Genomic DNA, 15,077 nt, shown 5'->3' on the forward strand with positions numbered 1-15,077 from the left:
TTTTATTTATGAATATAACAATATAATATATTATACATATATATTATCCTTTGGTATACTTTTCTTATAAATTATTGCCGGCATTTTTTATAAGAAATATATAGGAGGAAAATATGGTACAAACTATTATTTATTTAATTAGACATGGACAAACAGAGTGGAATCTGCAAACACGAATGCAAGGACATAAAGATTCACCTCTAACAAAACTTGGCATAAATCAAGCACAAAAACTACATGATAGACTCGCTAACGAAAAATTTGATTTAATATATTGTAGTGAAAGCAAACGTGCTTATGACACTGCTAATATTATCAAAGGCAATCGAAATATTCCTATGCATACAGCAAAAGAACTAAGAGAAATTCATATGGGAAAATGGGAAGGAATGAAACAATCAGATATAATTAACAGTTACCCAAAAGCATGGATTGACTTTTGGAATAATCCTCTAATATATACTCCAACTGATGAAGGTGAATCTTATCACGAATTAAAAGATAGAGTTATACCTAAAATTAAAGATATTATTAATTTGAATCAAGGTAAAAAAATCATCATTGTAACTCATAGAATTACGTTAAAAGTTATTATGTCACATTTTAAAAATCAGGATGTAAATAGTATTTGTAATAATCCAGATATAGAGCCAGCTAGCCTTTCAAAAGTATCTATCCAAGATGGGTTATCTAAAATCTTATTGTATGGAGATATATCTCATTACAGATAGTAAGTAGCCACCATCTGGTGGCTACTTACTAATGCAATAAATATTTTCTCTTTACTAATTATTGACTTACTTCTAAACATCCTAATAATAAACCAGTGAATGATTATTTTATTAGTTGTTACATCAAATATACAGATTGTACACTTTTTTAGTATTACACAACAAAAAAATATCACACTACTAAAATAATGTGATATTTTAATCTGTTACTTATTTTTGTTGATTTATTTAATAAAAGTGTTAAATTAGAGGATTACCTATTCTTCCTGCTAAATATAATATTATTTACTTTTTCTTGATTTTTCTTTCGATAGAAGGCATATATTAAATAAAATTCCTAGTGTCCCAATAACTCCTGATATAATATACACCAAATCACTTGTTTTTTCCCATATTATAATTGAACTAATTATTGTACAGATTAATACAACCCATAAAATGGAGACAACTATATTTACAATAGTATTATTTAAGGAATTTCTATTGTTGGCGTTTTTATTAAACATAATATATAATCCTTTCTTGAATAATAAAATTATTGGTATATATTAACATTATAATTTAATTATACCACACCATATAAATATCATATTGTTTTGACCTTAAATAGGCCTCTAATTTACCGTCATGATTACAATATTAATCTATCTTGTAACATTACTAGTAACTGGTTCTATAACATTATTAAGAGTTAAAAATAGAAATATCCTTATATCTATAAAATCAAAATTATAGCTATAAGGATATTCTCTTGTACATCTCATGTTAAGGTTAAACTGTTGAAATAAACAGAGCTAAAAATGCTGAATCTACATTTAAATACATCTCATGTTAAGGTTAAACAGCATCAGCGTGGTTACGTTGGGATGAACTTAATAAATTTAAATACATCTCATGTTAAGGTTAAACCTAAAGTAAAATAGCCATTCTCTAAAATCAATAATATCATTAAGGTATTGAAATTTCAAGGTTTCAAGAAAACTTTCCCAACCGATTATGAAATTCTAAGAAAAATTTTCAAAGATCACTTCAGCCCTGTAATTTCAATAGATTAAAGAGTTTTATATAAATTCATGGCTGGTAAAATAAAATGTTTAATATTCTAGTTAACTTATACACTCTTGTAGTATTACGCACTAAAAAAATCACAAACTCAATCTCTTGAATAATGTGATTTTACAATTTGTTACTTGTTTCTATTTATTAATAATATAAAACTATTATGTTACAAGAATAGTCTTTAAAGTTTCATTTACTAAAAATTTCAATAAATATAAGAATCCAATAGCTAATACAACTTATCTTTTTTTCTTTGAAAGGCTGTGATAATTTTTAATTAAGAGTTAAACAAAGTCACTATTTATGCTGATTTTGGAGTGATAGTTACTTCACCGCCACCAGTTACTACAAATGTGTACTCAGACGTCATGGGTACTGTATCGACATTTGATGAATTAGGCTCTAGTTGTAAATCTTGAATTGGAATATAATTTTTATTAAAAATCATCACACGGACACTATTAGTTTTTGAAATATTACTAACAGTATAAATATTACCTGATGCAATCTCAAAATCAGACAAGTTATAAATACCTTGCTTAAAGGTATTGGAAACTGAAAATGCAGGTTTTAATCCGATTGTATTAGAGAATAAACATAAAAAAATTAAGAATAAAATAGTAAACTTCTTCATAAATACATCCCCTTAAATTAAAGTGTTAAACAAAGTCACCATTTATGCTGACCTTGGAGTAATATATACTTCTCCTTTACCAATTATTAAAATGATATAGTTAGACTTGATAGGTATTGTATCAAGTTTTTGTATGCTTGGTATTAATCGTATTGATTCCATTACAACTTGATTTTCATCTAAAATATATAAATACATACCTTCGGTTTGTGAAACATTTTGAATGGTAAAAATACCGGTATTTGGAACGCCAAAATCAGATAATTTATAAATACCTTGAGAAAATATATTTCCAACTGCGAATACAGATACTGATCCAATTACATTAAATGTTAAACATAAAAAAATTAAGAATATAACAGCAAATCTTTTCATCATTCGCCCACCTTTCAGTTTTATTTTACGTAATAAATATATTAATATTCATATACTTTTAGAGCTAACGATAATAAGTATTAGTTCACATTTAATTATCATTACTAATCAATTTATATATTGTAAGTATCACATTATTCAATTTTCAAAGAACATTATTATTAGTTGCTACGTCATTTTTACAAATTGCATATAAAAAAGCACCTAAGATAATTAAATCTTAAGTGTTTCTATAAAATATTATTTACTTGATTTCATTATTTATAAATTTAAAATCACAATATTTTCCGTTGCACCCTAATGTTTGTGTTCTCTCAAAACTTATCTTTTTTATAGTACTATAGCATTCAATATCACCTTTGCAAAAAATTTGACACATTTCAGGACAATTCATCTCTATGCAAGTATCATTCCATATACATTTTTTCATAATAAACACCATTGAATTATTATCATTTTGTACAATTGTACTTTCCCAATTGTCACTTTTTAATGATTCACTAAAATTCATACGTAAAATTTCAAAAAAACACTCGCTTTTTTCCATCTTTTGAAGATTCAATATAACTTTCTGTAAATCTAGCAAAAATACTTTCTCTACAATTTGCAAAGCTAATTCCTTATATTGAGAGATATCTTGCAAAACTTTGTAAAGTGCTATTCTAGGAAGAATACTATTCTTTAGAGTTTCTAACTGTCCTTTACTTTTTCCTGTACTACTTAGTTTTATAAGTCTTTTAAGTTTCTCTTGCTGATGTTTGTATATTTTTTCTCCTTGTTCTTGTCCAAATTCATTAATTAAAAAACCTTTCACATTTTTCACCCTCTAAATTGATTCACGTTAATATTTTATATAATTACAATTATTAATCAATTATATAATATTTAGGATATACCAAATTATTTAACTTATCATTTATTCCATGTTCTTTACATCTTCTTATAGCCACATAAAACTTATACCCTGTCTTATGTAGTCTTAAATACAATCTAAAATCATTGTAGTAGTCAGATAATTCTTTCACTACTGTTTCTACTATCCTTATGCCATATTGCATTAACAAGTTTTTTCTCTAATTTATCACCTCATCCGCTTGTTGAAATGTACAGCAATTCATTTCTTTTAAGTTGTGCTGATTTTTCAATTCGCACAGGACATCAATTAAATAATTAAAACTTTTCTCATTGTAACAAAAGATTTATGCTGTGAATATATTGTAATAAAGTTACTATAACAAATGGAGGTAAAATATTTATGCCTGATATTGAACAAAATATAGATTTAACTGGGACTTGGAAAGGTAACGATGGATCAGTGACTTATTTAAGACAAGTAACACTTGGATCTGGTACTCAAATTTTTTGGGCATCTACTAACGTGTTTTCTCCTGTCTTTTCAAATATATTTACTGGATATCTTTTAGGTTCAAGTATCGTAGGTCAATGGGTTGATGTACCTCAAACATTTCAAGATTCAATTGGGGTATTATCTTTACAAGTAATAGATCCTATGACAATCCAACAAGTTTCTTCTTCTCTTGCTTACAATACACGAATATGGACTAAGATAAGAAGTGGCTTTCCAACTGAAGTAGAAACTAAAGCAAAAGGTGGCTTTCTACCTGAAGCATAAACAAAGAAATAAATTTTTATTTGTGATGTTCAATCCCTATCAACAGTGATTGAACATTTTTTTTCATCAAAAGTTATTGCACAAACATATTCTCAAACTATTATGACCGAAATTATATTTCTAACATTTATTAAAAATATATCTTCTACACTTAAAGTAATATATCCAAAAAATCTATTACTTATATATCCTCCCTATTACATACCTTATTAGAATTACGCACTAAAAAAATCGTAAATTCAATCTCTTGAATAATACAATTTTACAATTTACTATTCATTTTTAGTGATTCATACTGTAAGAAATATTCTGTCGCAACGGTATTTTAATTAAGGTCTATTAAACATAAATTTATAACAATCTTCTTCTTTAAATCCGCACTTCAAATATAATCTTTCAGCATATTTTGTCCAAAGAACTTTACTTGTATCTTTTATACTTGGATGGTTATTTATAAATTCAATTAGTTTTTTTCCCAAGCCATTACCCCTATATTTTTCATCAATAATTACATCTAATATTAGACTGTAGACAGCATAATCACTTACGACTCTTGCAAACCCAATTTGTATATCATTGTGATAAATTGCAAAACAAAGTGAAGTTTCAATCGTTTTAGCAATGGTTTCAACAGGTCGATTTTTACCCCAATGAGATTGCCTTAATAAGTTACAAACCTCATCTAAATTAATCAGAGTAGTGTTGTCTGTAAATATGTATTCATCTTCAATTATTTCCATTGTAAAAGCCCCCTATAAAGCGTTACTAAAATATTTTTATTGTTTATTTTATATTATGTTTGTTACACACTAATTTACTATTCTTAAATATTTAACTGGAACATAATCAGTTAACCATAATTTGTTTTTTGATAAATAAAAATTATAACCATCTTTATACATCTGCTGACTGTCAATCTCGAAAATAATTAAATTACCATGCCTTTTACCTACCTTAGTAGCTGTTTCAATATCTGATGATAGATGAACATATTGCCTCTTCATTTTATCTATTCCACTACAATATATGCCATTAACAGCTTTAGTTGATGTTCCATGATATAATATGTTCGAAGGTTTTATTGCCTCTAATTTAAGATTAACTTCAATAGAATGTCCTTGATTTGCTTTAATTTTTGTTTTATTTTCATTAAAAAAATATCTTTGTTTGTTATCTTCTTTCAATATCTGTGATATTTATTTTAGGCTATGTTAATGAATAGTGTTGATAATATAGTATATAATAATGGAACCCCTTTTCAAGAGTTCCATTATTTCATAATTTAAGAATGAAACGAAGTAAACTAACCCAATAGTTGTAATTTGATGAGCTTCGCATTATGACATTTTGTTTGTGATAATATTACAAGTTATATTTTTGTTGATTTTTATATTTTTTATCATATTTCCAACCCCAAAAAACTGACAACAACAATACTATAATAGCTGGTATAAATGTTAATAATCCTATCCACCCAAATGCTCCACCACATACGACAATACCTAAAAAAATAAATAATAAATAAAATGTAAAAACAAGGATAGGAAAAACAAATTTATTAAGTCCTGTAATTTTAAAGTAATAAAACAAATAAACGGCAACAAAGTAAATCAAAATAGCAGGTGCAATTACGCTTAATGCTTGCAGTACCTGCCAACTTGTGGGACCTACTGCCTCATTTTCATAGCCACCAATATTATTTAAAGCTGGCAAAAACACTTTTAAAATATAAACATATAACATTATGTTAATTAATATAAATCCTCCAAAACCAAATAATTTTCTTCTCATCATTTCACCTTTCTTATCACTAATTCTATTTTAATATTGCATTATAATAATATGAAAATATTCTTTTACCTTGTTATGAATGTATTACAGTATGAAGATTAATTGTTATGCTTTTTTACAATTACATTTGTTATTATTCACATCCTAAATTCACAAAATTTTTCTCTATACTTTAGATTAATGTTAATCTATCTTGTAACATTACCAGTTGCATTATTATTAAAATAATTATTTTCGAATTTAAATTTTATATGATTAATTACATAGTTAAACTCAAAAATATACCTTTAACTAATCCTAATATCACTGGAATTAAAAATAATCCACTTATAATAATAGCAATCTTAGGAAGTATTTTTTTTGAACCTTTTTGAAATATAGAAATTATCCCTAATATGAAACTACTAAAAGAAATTGCAGTTATTATTAATGTTTCTCTTACTAAGTCTATTTTTAATGGCAGAGTTGAAATTTGTGAAGTCTCTGCTTTTGAAAAAGAAATAGGAAATAAAATATCTCGTATAATTATAATGCTAAAAAATATTATCACAGTTAATGTAAGAATAAATGATGAAATTCCTATTTTGGTATGTTTTAAATTACTCAAAATGTTCTCTCCTTTTTGTAATTATCACCTTATGTTTTAATGTACTTGATTTAATTCATACTTTTACTTTACTAAGAATTTTTCTTGATATAAATCTTCAAAGCTTTAATTAATAAGACAAGAGCATAAATTCCTAGTCCCCATACTACTAAAGCTGGGATTCCAAATATTATTAATGGAATAAAACTTAATATTACACTATTCATTAATTCTCCCCCTCCTTTTTGTTATAAAATAATTTAATATATTAATTGTTACGCTTTTTTACAATTACATTTGTTATTATCGTCTAAATTATGGTTATCTTTACTTGGATTAGATTATAAGGGACAAAATGGTTTAAATTATATTACACCTAAAAATAAGTGATAATAAAAACTTTAGAATGAACAATTAAAATGAGAATCAAAATTTTATATTTATTTTTTAATTTTCTTTTTAAAATTTTTATTCTTAATTATTAATTTTAAAAAATCTCTAACAGTAGATTTTATCAAGAGTTAAGACTTTAAAAATTCTATAATTAGTTTGTACAAAAAAAACACCTAAGATAATTAAATCCTAAATGCTTCTAAAAATATTAATTGTTACAGTTTTTAACTTTTCTTTTCATTAAAAACAATGTAAAAGCAATAACAACAATATAACCTAATACAGGAACTATTGATGACTCTATTCCAAATTCTCCACCTGTTAATATAACTGACTCTGACACTAATTTATAAGAATAAATAGCTTTATCATTATAAACACCACTAATATTTAAAATTCTACCTATTATAATTACATTCCAAATTCCATGGACAATAGCACTACACCATACAGAACCACTTTCATATACAATTAGCGAGAACATAATACCGACACTAGTGCCAGCAATAAGAAGTAATAATATACTAATAATATCCATTTTCATCCCAATTAAGTGTATTAGCCCAAAAATAAAAGACGGAAGAATAATAGCTGTCATTTTTCCAAAGCGCTTATCAAAAGCTTTCATTATCATCCCCCTAAAAACCATTTCCTCAACAATACCTGCCCCCAAACCAGCACTAAAGATAGCACGCACTATTATACTTGCTGATTGAAATGTATTAATATGATTTTTTATTAATTCACCAGGAAAACATAATAAAATAGCTGTTACTGTTACTGGTAATACAATTGCAATTATTAACCAAGTTATCTTTATCCTAGGCTTTCCAATAAAACATTCATTCATAGAAATATGTAATATCTTTGTGCAACATAATCTAATAAAATTATATGAAAGTACAATATACAATATACTAGATAATATTGGTGATATTGTATCTGGTAATCGTAATCTATATACTAACCTACTTATTTCTTGTGCTAATATTATTGATGTAATTCCTAAAATAATAGCACGTATTACCTTTTTACTAGTAAAACTATGTTGGATATTTTGTTGTAATTTTGTATTCATAATAATTTCCTCTCTTAATATATATAGATTGCTCACTATACTGGTAATTCATATTATTTATAAATATTCTAAGATTTATATTAATTAACAAACTTTATTAGAACTTATATATTCTAATTTTAAAATCATAGGTTATTGAGTTCTTTCGTGAAAAAAATCCTTATATTTTAAAAAATACCATTATTTTGTTAAATTGTCCTTAAAATTCTCTTAAGCAAATATTAATATTATTTTCCTTTGCTTATATAAAATTTTGTAAATATCACATAATTCTATTTTCAAAGAATATTATTTTTTATTCATTACTGCATCAAACCTGCCGATTGTACGCTTTGATAGTATTGTAGATTGCTACCAATATCCATTCTTCTGTCATTTAAAACTAATCTGTAGATTTCTACTCATATTATTAATTCAATAATCATAATATGTAATATGCAAAATTCTTATAGGTAGGTGCAACAATGACCTGTTTAGATAATCTAAGTCCCGAAGATTTATTAATTTTAACTAATGCAATTGCTATTTCACTTTCAAAAAACAAAACTGCTGATGAAATTAACGTTCTTGGAAATTTTATAGTTGGTATAGGATGTTTAATGTTAACAGTTGCATCTCAGCAACAATATCTAGCAGTATTACAAGAACAATATAAACAACAATGTACTTCCAATACCTCACCAAAAACTACACCAGAAGATGATATAATAATTGGATAATACTTAGTTCTTTTTTCATCATCTACATGAACATAAATTGTAGTTGTTGATTATGCCATATACTCTTTCTTTTATTAATTAACCAATTTAAATTCTCCATAATCTCCAATTGCATGATTAACTTGTACACTAATTACTATTCCATCTTTATCAAGATAACTATATGTTCCTTTTTTAGGACTTTGTATCTCTCCATTTGCTTTATAAAAATCAGCATTTTTAAGCATATTAATTAATTTATCATCCTGAATATTTAAAAGAAAATTTCTTTGTGCTTCTGCTAATTCATCACTTTCTGCAATAACTTTAATATTCTTTGAATCTTTTAATTTCTTTAATATATTATCTATATTTTCATAATCTGAAAGCCTTATACTACTTCCTTTTTCCACATCTATATTAGTTGTATAAAAAATTGAAGTTGGATGTGCTGCCCCTTTTACATTACTTTCTCCTCTATAAACTATTGAAATATACTTTTCATTTTTTAATTTCACTTCATAATTTATACTTAAAGTTAAGGCTATAAGATTTGGATCATCCTCAGAATAATCATCTAAAATCTTTAATGCCGCTTCTTGTAAATCTTTATTAATCAATTTAAGTTTTTCAGAATCATTTAAATTTTTTATTTGAGGATAATTAATTTTAACATTATTTTTAGTGTAATTTTCACTTGTTATTTCATATTCATTTGACTTCTTTGTTGAATTTTTAGAAGTTTCTTTTTCTTTAGTTGTCTCTACTACTTTCTTTGAGGTATTAGCTTTAGTTTCATTTTCTATACTGCTTGTCTTTTTACTCTCAGACTCATTTATTGTTTGATTACCAGATAAATCCGTTTTGTTTTCTGAATTAGTAGCCATTGTTGTATTATTACATCCATTTAATATGCTTGTAATTCCTAATGATAAAATCACTAAGATTATTATTAATTTTGATTTCATATTTATATACTCCTTTTATAGTTATATAATCAATTGTAGAATTTCGTAAGTGTTGGTTTATCTAACTTTTTTAAATTAGATATTTATATTTTCCTCCATTGTATCAAAATAGTATTACCATTACAAAATATAACAAAATAGATGTAAACATCATGTTTTCTATTATTAACTCTAAACAATTGAATTTATTTGATGAAGTTCTAGAATTAAATTATCTTTCAAAAAAAACTTACTACTTTCCTAAAGATAAAAAAAGACAAATGCTATAATACTTCCGAAATACCATGTACAAATAGTAGATTAAATCGCATGATATATGTTTATGTAGATAAACATTTTAAACTTTATTCTGATGTTTAAGGTAATTCATCAAAATCAATTACATATATAAAAATAACCTGCTAAAATCTCATTTATTGATTTTAGCAGGCTTAATCTTGAAGGTGGAATATTCCCATCAAAAGTTTCATTTTATACTTAATGCTTCTTGAAGAGTATTAAGTTCTTCACAAAATTCCGATATTTCATTTATGTCATTAATTTTTCTAGGTTGTATTTGATTTTTTTGTTCAATATCATTTGCCATTGTTTCGTAAACAAGTATTATTTGAGCCAGTTCTTCGTCAGATAAGTTTAGACGTCCCTTTTCTATACAATATTGAGTAAGTAAATAGCTACTATGTTCTAATGAGTAAAATGCTGGCCACATGATTTCAAGCATTTCTTGATTATTAGGAATCTCTCCTAAAGCAGTGTTGTAAGCCATTTTAAAATTCATAAAATCCATTTCCATCTTTTCTTTTATAAGGCTTGTATTATTTCCTTTATTATTTGAACACAAAAATACCAAGACTCTCAAATGACTACGTAACAATTTAACCATTAGATCCGGTAATTTACTTGATGCTGATTTATGTCCAATAATATATGTTCCAATTAATCCTATGGCAGATCCAACAATTATATCTGTAATACGTGCTGTTGTAAAATATTCAACATTATAGATTTTAGTTGAATTTTCTGCAATAAGTATTGAGTTTGGAGTAATAAATATGGCCGCTAGTGCATAATTTTTAGAAATAGCAAGTTCAACCAATGCAGTTAAACACATATTAACTACAACTACCATTAAACCTTGTGGCTCAAAGCTCAAAATAATTATAGCCAATCCTATGCCAATCATTGTTCCAACTGAACGTTGGATTGCTCTATGAAAAGTTGCCATAATAGTTGCTCCACACATTACAGCAGCACAGGATAAGGTAATCCAATATGGTCTTGCAAATGGAAAATTAAATGCTACTATTGCTGATATTGAAAGTACTATTCCAAATCTAATTGAGTTAACAAATATTATTGAATCTTTATTGATACCTTTAATAAGTTTTGTGCTTATTGATGGTTTAGAAATTTCAATATTGTGTCCAATATATTCTAATGGTAAATTAATTATGGATTCAATATCATATATTATCTCTACTAGTTTATAATACTTTTTATCTAGTTCTTCACTTGATTTTCTTATTTTTATTGTTTTCCCATCCTTCAAATCAATTCCTGTTGATAATTCTCTTATCATTTCTATTAGTTCTTTAGATAATTTCTCATTGCTATTTAAATGAATTTCTAGCATTTCCAAAAATAATTTATTAGCATGTTTATTTAATAAAACTAAGCGATTAAATAAAAATGAAATTTTCCAATAAATATATCCCACATTAATAATTTCCTCTGATTCTTTTAAGGAATTAACCACATGATTTCTAATAACACTAATATCTTCATTCCCAACAGCTTCAGCAAATTCAGCCAAAGCTAAATACATGCCTTTAATCTTTTTTAATTCGGGTCCATGAGGATTAAAAAAATATCCTAACATGCTAACTATCCATGAAAACATGCTACTAGCAAATACAACGCCAATAAATATTGGTATTTCAGATTGCTCTATTTTAATCCCTGTTGTCATAGTAAAGCTTAATACAAAAAACATGGCTGCTGGTCCAGGTATTTTAAATATGCCAAATATAAAAGTCGCAATTATTCCAATTAAACCTACTATTAATATTATAAGTACTGGATAAGGTGCTGCAAAAATCCCCAATGTAACTGAAAAAGTAATGCCAAGAGCAATAAAAAATATTTTCTTTACACGTTGTGCATAGGGTTCATTAAACACATATAAATAAGTAAATCCTCCTATTGCACCTAATAATCCAAATTTTGTTTGATTTAATAAAAATCCAATAAGTATTGGAAAACCTCCACATATAGCTGCACTTATTGCCTTTTCCCAAGGGAAAGGATTTTTATTTAATTTAAATGCCTGTTTAATCATAGATATATACATATTATTTCTTCCTTTTATTTTACGTCTAATTTAAATTCAGCATCATTTTCTCTACTACTTTATTAAAAATATCTAATTCTTCTTCACTAATATTAGTTGTAGCTTCTAGTTCTACACTTATAGCCTCTTCATACCATTTAGAAAACTCTTCATTTGCCTTTTCAGTTAGCTTTATATTTTTTTCCCTTTTATCTTTTCCTTCTGTTCTAACTACAAGTCCCATTTTCTCCATTCTAGCTAAGGTTCTAGTTATAGTTGGTGCTTCTACCCCAAGATATTTACATAACTCAATTTGGGTGCATTGTCCTTTTTTATGCAAATATAAAACTATTCCCCACTGCGATGAATACAAACCAAGTGGAGAAATCTTTTCATTCAATTTCTTTGTAAAGTTTCTTCCTAATTGATTTACATTATGACCATATAAAATCATTTCTCTACCTCCAATTACTTACCTAGGTAACAATTACCTAGGTAAGTATATCATTCTATAAAATAATAATCAAGTTATATATTGCAAGTTTATTTAATTCTACGGCTTCTAAAATAAGTAATTATTTTTATATTACTTAAGAATTTCTTCTAAATCTTAAGTTTACTTATTTACTATGAATGAAGTACGGATTGTCTCTCAACAGTTTTTTCAATTTGATATTAGTCTGCTCAATATATTCTTCATCGTGATTAAACATAGTACAATAGAATCCGTCTGCTTTAGATAGTTTTGAAAAAACAGTTAATTTTGTAATAGCATCTGCAACCTTTGCAATAGTAGTCAACACCTTTTCTTCTTCTTTATCATCTAATGGTATATCTACTAAGTTACTACTGGCAAAATCAACATACTCCCAATCAGCAGGAGAATCCTTATCCACGCAATCACAAGTATCAGCAGATAATGAAAGATATCCATGACCAGGATAACACATGAAAGCCATTAACGTAATTTTCTTATCTGAATTTTGTTCTGTAAAACCTAAAATAGATTTTTCCATTTCATTCAAAAGCCTTTGTTCCAACCTTTTATAGTTAATTTTATCAGTAGTATAAACCACTTCTGTGCCACCACTGTCCCAACTTCTAATAATTTTTTGCAGAATACCATTCGATTTATAAAAAAAATTAAAATCAATTCCAATCTCTATTGTGTCCCGTTTTGTTTTGGATGCAATCTTCATAAGACAGGCGTTTTCATAGTAATATTTCTTGTATACTTCACTCTTATCACTACAAAAATAAACTTCTATAGGACCATTCTCTCCTAATAAGTAAACTGTAAAATTATAGAGGGTATCAGCATCCCAATACATTGTTTCTATCATATCATCATGATAAAAATACATAGTTGCATAGTGAAAATGTCCCAAAAACTCACTCATTTCCTCCACGAGAATAATACGCCCTTGCTCATCAAAGGAATATCGATAACAATCATTCTTGCATATTGGCTCAGCAATCTTTTTTCCTTTTACCTTATCTCCATTTAGCTCATTTTCGTATGGAAGTACATTATACAATACACCTTTGCTGATAACGGTACTTACACATTTTAACTGAACATCTGCCATTATTTTTGAGAAATTATTTTTTGCGGCTTTATATTTGATTTTCACATAATTTTCCATTATACTATTCATTGAATTCATCTCTCCTTGTACATTATATAAATTCGCCTGAGGTTATTTTTAGAGCAATCTTTAAACGATAAACTTCATATACTCTTTACATATCATTTTGAGTTGCCAACATATCTACAAAGGAAAGATTTTCTTGAATAAATGTACTTTCTGGGTATTTTTGCAATTTCTCTTTTGCATAGTCATATGGACTGAGTTTTGTTTTTTCTAATCCAAGTGTAACGGCTCGTACAGGAGTTTTTTTGAAATCTACTCCTACTCCAAACAATAATTTAATTATATCCATGCGGCTCCCTCGATTATTCAGTGCCAAAATATTATGATATAAAGACCTTTCTATGCCTTTACAGTTAGTATACATGTCTTCTAAATCTGCACCGTTTTCTAAAAGACATCTTACTGCATCAACAGAATTATAGATAATTGCCCAACAAAGTGCTTTATTCATACTACTGCTATCAATACCATTTGATAGCAAAAAAGAAATCACTTCTCTATTATTAAAGCTTGCTGCGCTTTCTAATAGAGTTTCTTTATGTCTTGCCGTAGCATTTATAATGCATCCTTTGCTCAAAAGGTATTCTGCAAAACTTTTATTCCATGAATAGCAAATTAACTGATTTAGTGCATTTCTATTTTGACATCCTTTTCTATTGATATTGGAGCCTTTTTCAATAAGATATCTTGCCATCTCTAACTTTCCTTTTTTGATGCAAGCAAGCATGGCATTGTTTCCCAAAAAATCTCCTTGCTCTAAATCTGCTCCTGCTGCCAATAAAAGATCCACAGCTTGTGTGTTCTGGTTTTGTGCTGCCAAATGAAGAGGAGTGCCAGTTTCCTGTATACTTTTCTTTAACTGCGATGGTTTTACATCTACAAGTTTTTCCTTTATAAGCTCAATATCATTTATCCAACAAGCATAAAGTAAAGAATTATCATTTTCCATATACATAACTCCTTTAAATATTGTATAACTTTCTTATAGTTCATCCTTTATAAACTGTTTATAGCTAAATAATCATAATCTATAAAAAAATCGCTAAGCGACTGTGGAGCGTCGATTTTTTTAGCTATGCACCCTTTCCAAACGTAGTGCAGGAATAATGGTGCGGCATATGATTATTTTTATTCTTTAGGTTTTATT

General features: G+C 26.8%; 18 protein-coding genes. 3 read left to right on the plus strand and 15 right to left on the minus strand.

From position 1 onward, the window contains the following. The first annotated feature begins 113 nt into the window (after positions 1 to 113). Positions 114 to 731, plus strand: coding sequence for a histidine phosphatase family protein (locus tag ACYUET_RS07000; protein WP_460278592.1), 618 nt, complete (start codon positions 114 to 116; stop codon positions 729 to 731). Between the two features lie 1,360 nt (positions 732 to 2,091). Here ACYUET_RS07000 and ACYUET_RS07005 read toward each other — a convergent pair. The 4 genes from ACYUET_RS07005 to ACYUET_RS07020 all read right to left on the minus strand — a co-directional run bounded on the left by ACYUET_RS07005 (position 2,092) and on the right by ACYUET_RS07020 (position 3,857). After that, a complete protein-coding gene (locus tag ACYUET_RS07005; RefSeq protein WP_460278593.1) occupies positions 2,092 to 2,424 on the minus strand; it encodes a hypothetical protein in 333 nt (110 codons plus the stop codon). Positions 2,425 to 2,466: 42 nt separating this feature from the next. Then, positions 2,467 to 2,799: a hypothetical protein gene (locus tag ACYUET_RS07010; RefSeq protein ID WP_460278594.1), complete on the minus strand. Its 333-nt coding sequence runs from the start codon at positions 2,797 to 2,799 to the stop codon at positions 2,467 to 2,469. A gap of 244 nt (positions 2,800 to 3,043) precedes the next feature. Beyond that, positions 3,044 to 3,613 (minus strand): L-2-amino-thiazoline-4-carboxylic acid hydrolase, encoded by a 570-nt coding sequence (locus ACYUET_RS07015; RefSeq protein ID WP_460278595.1) that lies wholly within the window; start codon positions 3,611 to 3,613, stop codon positions 3,044 to 3,046. A gap of 52 nt (positions 3,614 to 3,665) precedes the next feature. Beyond that, positions 3,666 to 3,857: a hypothetical protein gene (locus tag ACYUET_RS07020; protein ID WP_460278596.1), complete on the minus strand. Its 192-nt coding sequence runs from the start codon at positions 3,855 to 3,857 to the stop codon at positions 3,666 to 3,668. Between the two features lie 197 nt (positions 3,858 to 4,054). Here ACYUET_RS07020 and ACYUET_RS07025 point away from each other — a divergent pair, with 197 nt between their 5' ends. Then, complete coding sequence (locus ACYUET_RS07025) at positions 4,055 to 4,432, plus strand: hypothetical protein (RefSeq protein WP_460278597.1); 378 nt, start codon at positions 4,055 to 4,057, stop codon at positions 4,430 to 4,432. A gap of 329 nt (positions 4,433 to 4,761) precedes the next feature. Here the strand turns inward: ACYUET_RS07025 and ACYUET_RS07030 are convergent, their stop codons facing one another. The 6 genes from ACYUET_RS07030 to ACYUET_RS07055 all read right to left on the minus strand — a co-directional run bounded on the left by ACYUET_RS07030 (position 4,762) and on the right by ACYUET_RS07055 (position 8,280). Further along, entirely contained in the window at positions 4,762 to 5,172 is a 411-nt protein-coding gene (locus ACYUET_RS07030; RefSeq protein ID WP_460278598.1) for a GNAT family N-acetyltransferase, read from the minus strand. Positions 5,173 to 5,241: 69 nt separating this feature from the next. After that, positions 5,242 to 5,616, minus strand: a complete 375-nt coding sequence (locus ACYUET_RS07035) for an RNA 2'-phosphotransferase (protein WP_460278599.1) — start codon at positions 5,614 to 5,616, stop codon at positions 5,242 to 5,244. Between the two features lie 178 nt (positions 5,617 to 5,794). Then, positions 5,795 to 6,223, minus strand: coding sequence for a hypothetical protein (locus ACYUET_RS07040; protein ID WP_460278600.1), 429 nt, complete (start codon positions 6,221 to 6,223; stop codon positions 5,795 to 5,797). 259 nt (positions 6,224 to 6,482) lie between these two features. Continuing rightward, positions 6,483 to 6,830: a hypothetical protein gene (locus tag ACYUET_RS07045; protein ID WP_460278601.1), complete on the minus strand. Its 348-nt coding sequence runs from the start codon at positions 6,828 to 6,830 to the stop codon at positions 6,483 to 6,485. A 71-nt stretch (positions 6,831 to 6,901) separates the two neighbouring features. Next, positions 6,902 to 7,036, minus strand: coding sequence for a hypothetical protein (locus ACYUET_RS07050; protein WP_460278602.1), 135 nt, complete (start codon positions 7,034 to 7,036; stop codon positions 6,902 to 6,904). A gap of 374 nt (positions 7,037 to 7,410) precedes the next feature. Continuing rightward, on the minus strand, positions 7,411 to 8,280 hold the full coding sequence (locus tag ACYUET_RS07055) for a CPBP family intramembrane glutamic endopeptidase (protein WP_460278603.1): 870 nt from the start codon (positions 8,278 to 8,280) through the stop codon (positions 7,411 to 7,413). Between the two features lie 464 nt (positions 8,281 to 8,744). Between ACYUET_RS07055 and ACYUET_RS07060 the strand changes: the two genes are divergently transcribed. Next, on the plus strand, positions 8,745 to 8,999 hold the full coding sequence (locus ACYUET_RS07060; protein WP_460278604.1) for a hypothetical protein: 255 nt from the start codon (positions 8,745 to 8,747) through the stop codon (positions 8,997 to 8,999). 74 nt (positions 9,000 to 9,073) lie between these two features. Here ACYUET_RS07060 and ACYUET_RS07065 read toward each other — a convergent pair whose 3' ends face one another. The 5 genes from ACYUET_RS07065 to ACYUET_RS07085 all read right to left on the minus strand — a co-directional run bounded on the left by ACYUET_RS07065 (position 9,074) and on the right by ACYUET_RS07085 (position 14,879). After that, positions 9,074 to 9,946 carry a PdaC/SigV domain-containing protein gene (locus ACYUET_RS07065; protein WP_460278605.1) on the minus strand — a complete coding sequence of 291 codons (873 nt, stop codon included), beginning with the start codon at positions 9,944 to 9,946 and terminating at the stop codon, positions 9,074 to 9,076. A gap of 466 nt (positions 9,947 to 10,412) precedes the next feature. Then, positions 10,413 to 12,296, minus strand: a complete 1,884-nt coding sequence (locus ACYUET_RS07070; protein WP_460278606.1) for an FUSC family protein — start codon at positions 12,294 to 12,296, stop codon at positions 10,413 to 10,415. 25 nt (positions 12,297 to 12,321) lie between these two features. After that, positions 12,322 to 12,729, minus strand: coding sequence for a MarR family winged helix-turn-helix transcriptional regulator (locus ACYUET_RS07075; protein ID WP_460278607.1), 408 nt, complete (start codon positions 12,727 to 12,729; stop codon positions 12,322 to 12,324). Positions 12,730 to 12,895: 166 nt separating this feature from the next. Continuing rightward, on the minus strand, positions 12,896 to 13,675 hold the full coding sequence (locus tag ACYUET_RS07080) for a hypothetical protein (protein ID WP_460278608.1): 780 nt from the start codon (positions 13,673 to 13,675) through the stop codon (positions 12,896 to 12,898). Positions 13,676 to 14,018: 343 nt separating this feature from the next. Then, positions 14,019 to 14,879, minus strand: a complete 861-nt coding sequence (locus ACYUET_RS07085; RefSeq protein WP_460278609.1) for an ankyrin repeat domain-containing protein — start codon at positions 14,877 to 14,879, stop codon at positions 14,019 to 14,021. Positions 14,880 to 15,077 lie beyond the last annotated feature (198 nt).

It is taken from the genome of Clostridium sp. CTA-5, assembly GCF_054768135.1.

Coding starts and splice junctions, on each gene's coding strand:
- ACYUET_RS07000 (WP_460278592.1), top strand. CDS start 114: ATGGTACAAACTATTATTTATTTAATTAGACATGGACAAACAGAGTGG.
- ACYUET_RS07005 (WP_460278593.1), bottom strand. CDS start 2,424: ATGAAGAAGTTTACTATTTTATTCTTAATTTTTTTATGTTTATTCTCT.
- ACYUET_RS07010 (WP_460278594.1), bottom strand. CDS start 2,799: ATGAAAAGATTTGCTGTTATATTCTTAATTTTTTTATGTTTAACATTT.
- ACYUET_RS07020 (WP_460278596.1), bottom strand. CDS start 3,857: ATGCAATATGGCATAAGGATAGTAGAAACAGTAGTGAAAGAATTATCT.
- ACYUET_RS07025 (WP_460278597.1), top strand. CDS start 4,055: ATGCCTGATATTGAACAAAATATAGATTTAACTGGGACTTGGAAAGGT.
- ACYUET_RS07030 (WP_460278598.1), bottom strand. CDS start 5,172: ATGGAAATAATTGAAGATGAATACATATTTACAGACAACACTACTCTG.
- ACYUET_RS07040 (WP_460278600.1), bottom strand. CDS start 6,223: ATGAGAAGAAAATTATTTGGTTTTGGAGGATTTATATTAATTAACATA.
- ACYUET_RS07050 (WP_460278602.1), bottom strand. CDS start 7,036: ATGAATAGTGTAATATTAAGTTTTATTCCATTAATAATATTTGGAATC.
- ACYUET_RS07055 (WP_460278603.1), bottom strand. CDS start 8,280: ATGAATACAAAATTACAACAAAATATCCAACATAGTTTTACTAGTAAA.
- ACYUET_RS07060 (WP_460278604.1), top strand. CDS start 8,745: ATGACCTGTTTAGATAATCTAAGTCCCGAAGATTTATTAATTTTAACT.
- ACYUET_RS07065 (WP_460278605.1), bottom strand. CDS start 9,946: ATGAAATCAAAATTAATAATAATCTTAGTGATTTTATCATTAGGAATT.
- ACYUET_RS07070 (WP_460278606.1), bottom strand. CDS start 12,296: ATGTATATATCTATGATTAAACAGGCATTTAAATTAAATAAAAATCCT.
- ACYUET_RS07075 (WP_460278607.1), bottom strand. CDS start 12,729: ATGATTTTATATGGTCATAATGTAAATCAATTAGGAAGAAACTTTACA.
- ACYUET_RS07080 (WP_460278608.1), bottom strand. CDS start 13,675: ATGAGTGAGTTTTTGGGACATTTTCACTATGCAACTATGTATTTTTAT.
- ACYUET_RS07085 (WP_460278609.1), bottom strand. CDS start 14,879: ATGGAAAATGATAATTCTTTACTTTATGCTTGTTGGATAAATGATATT.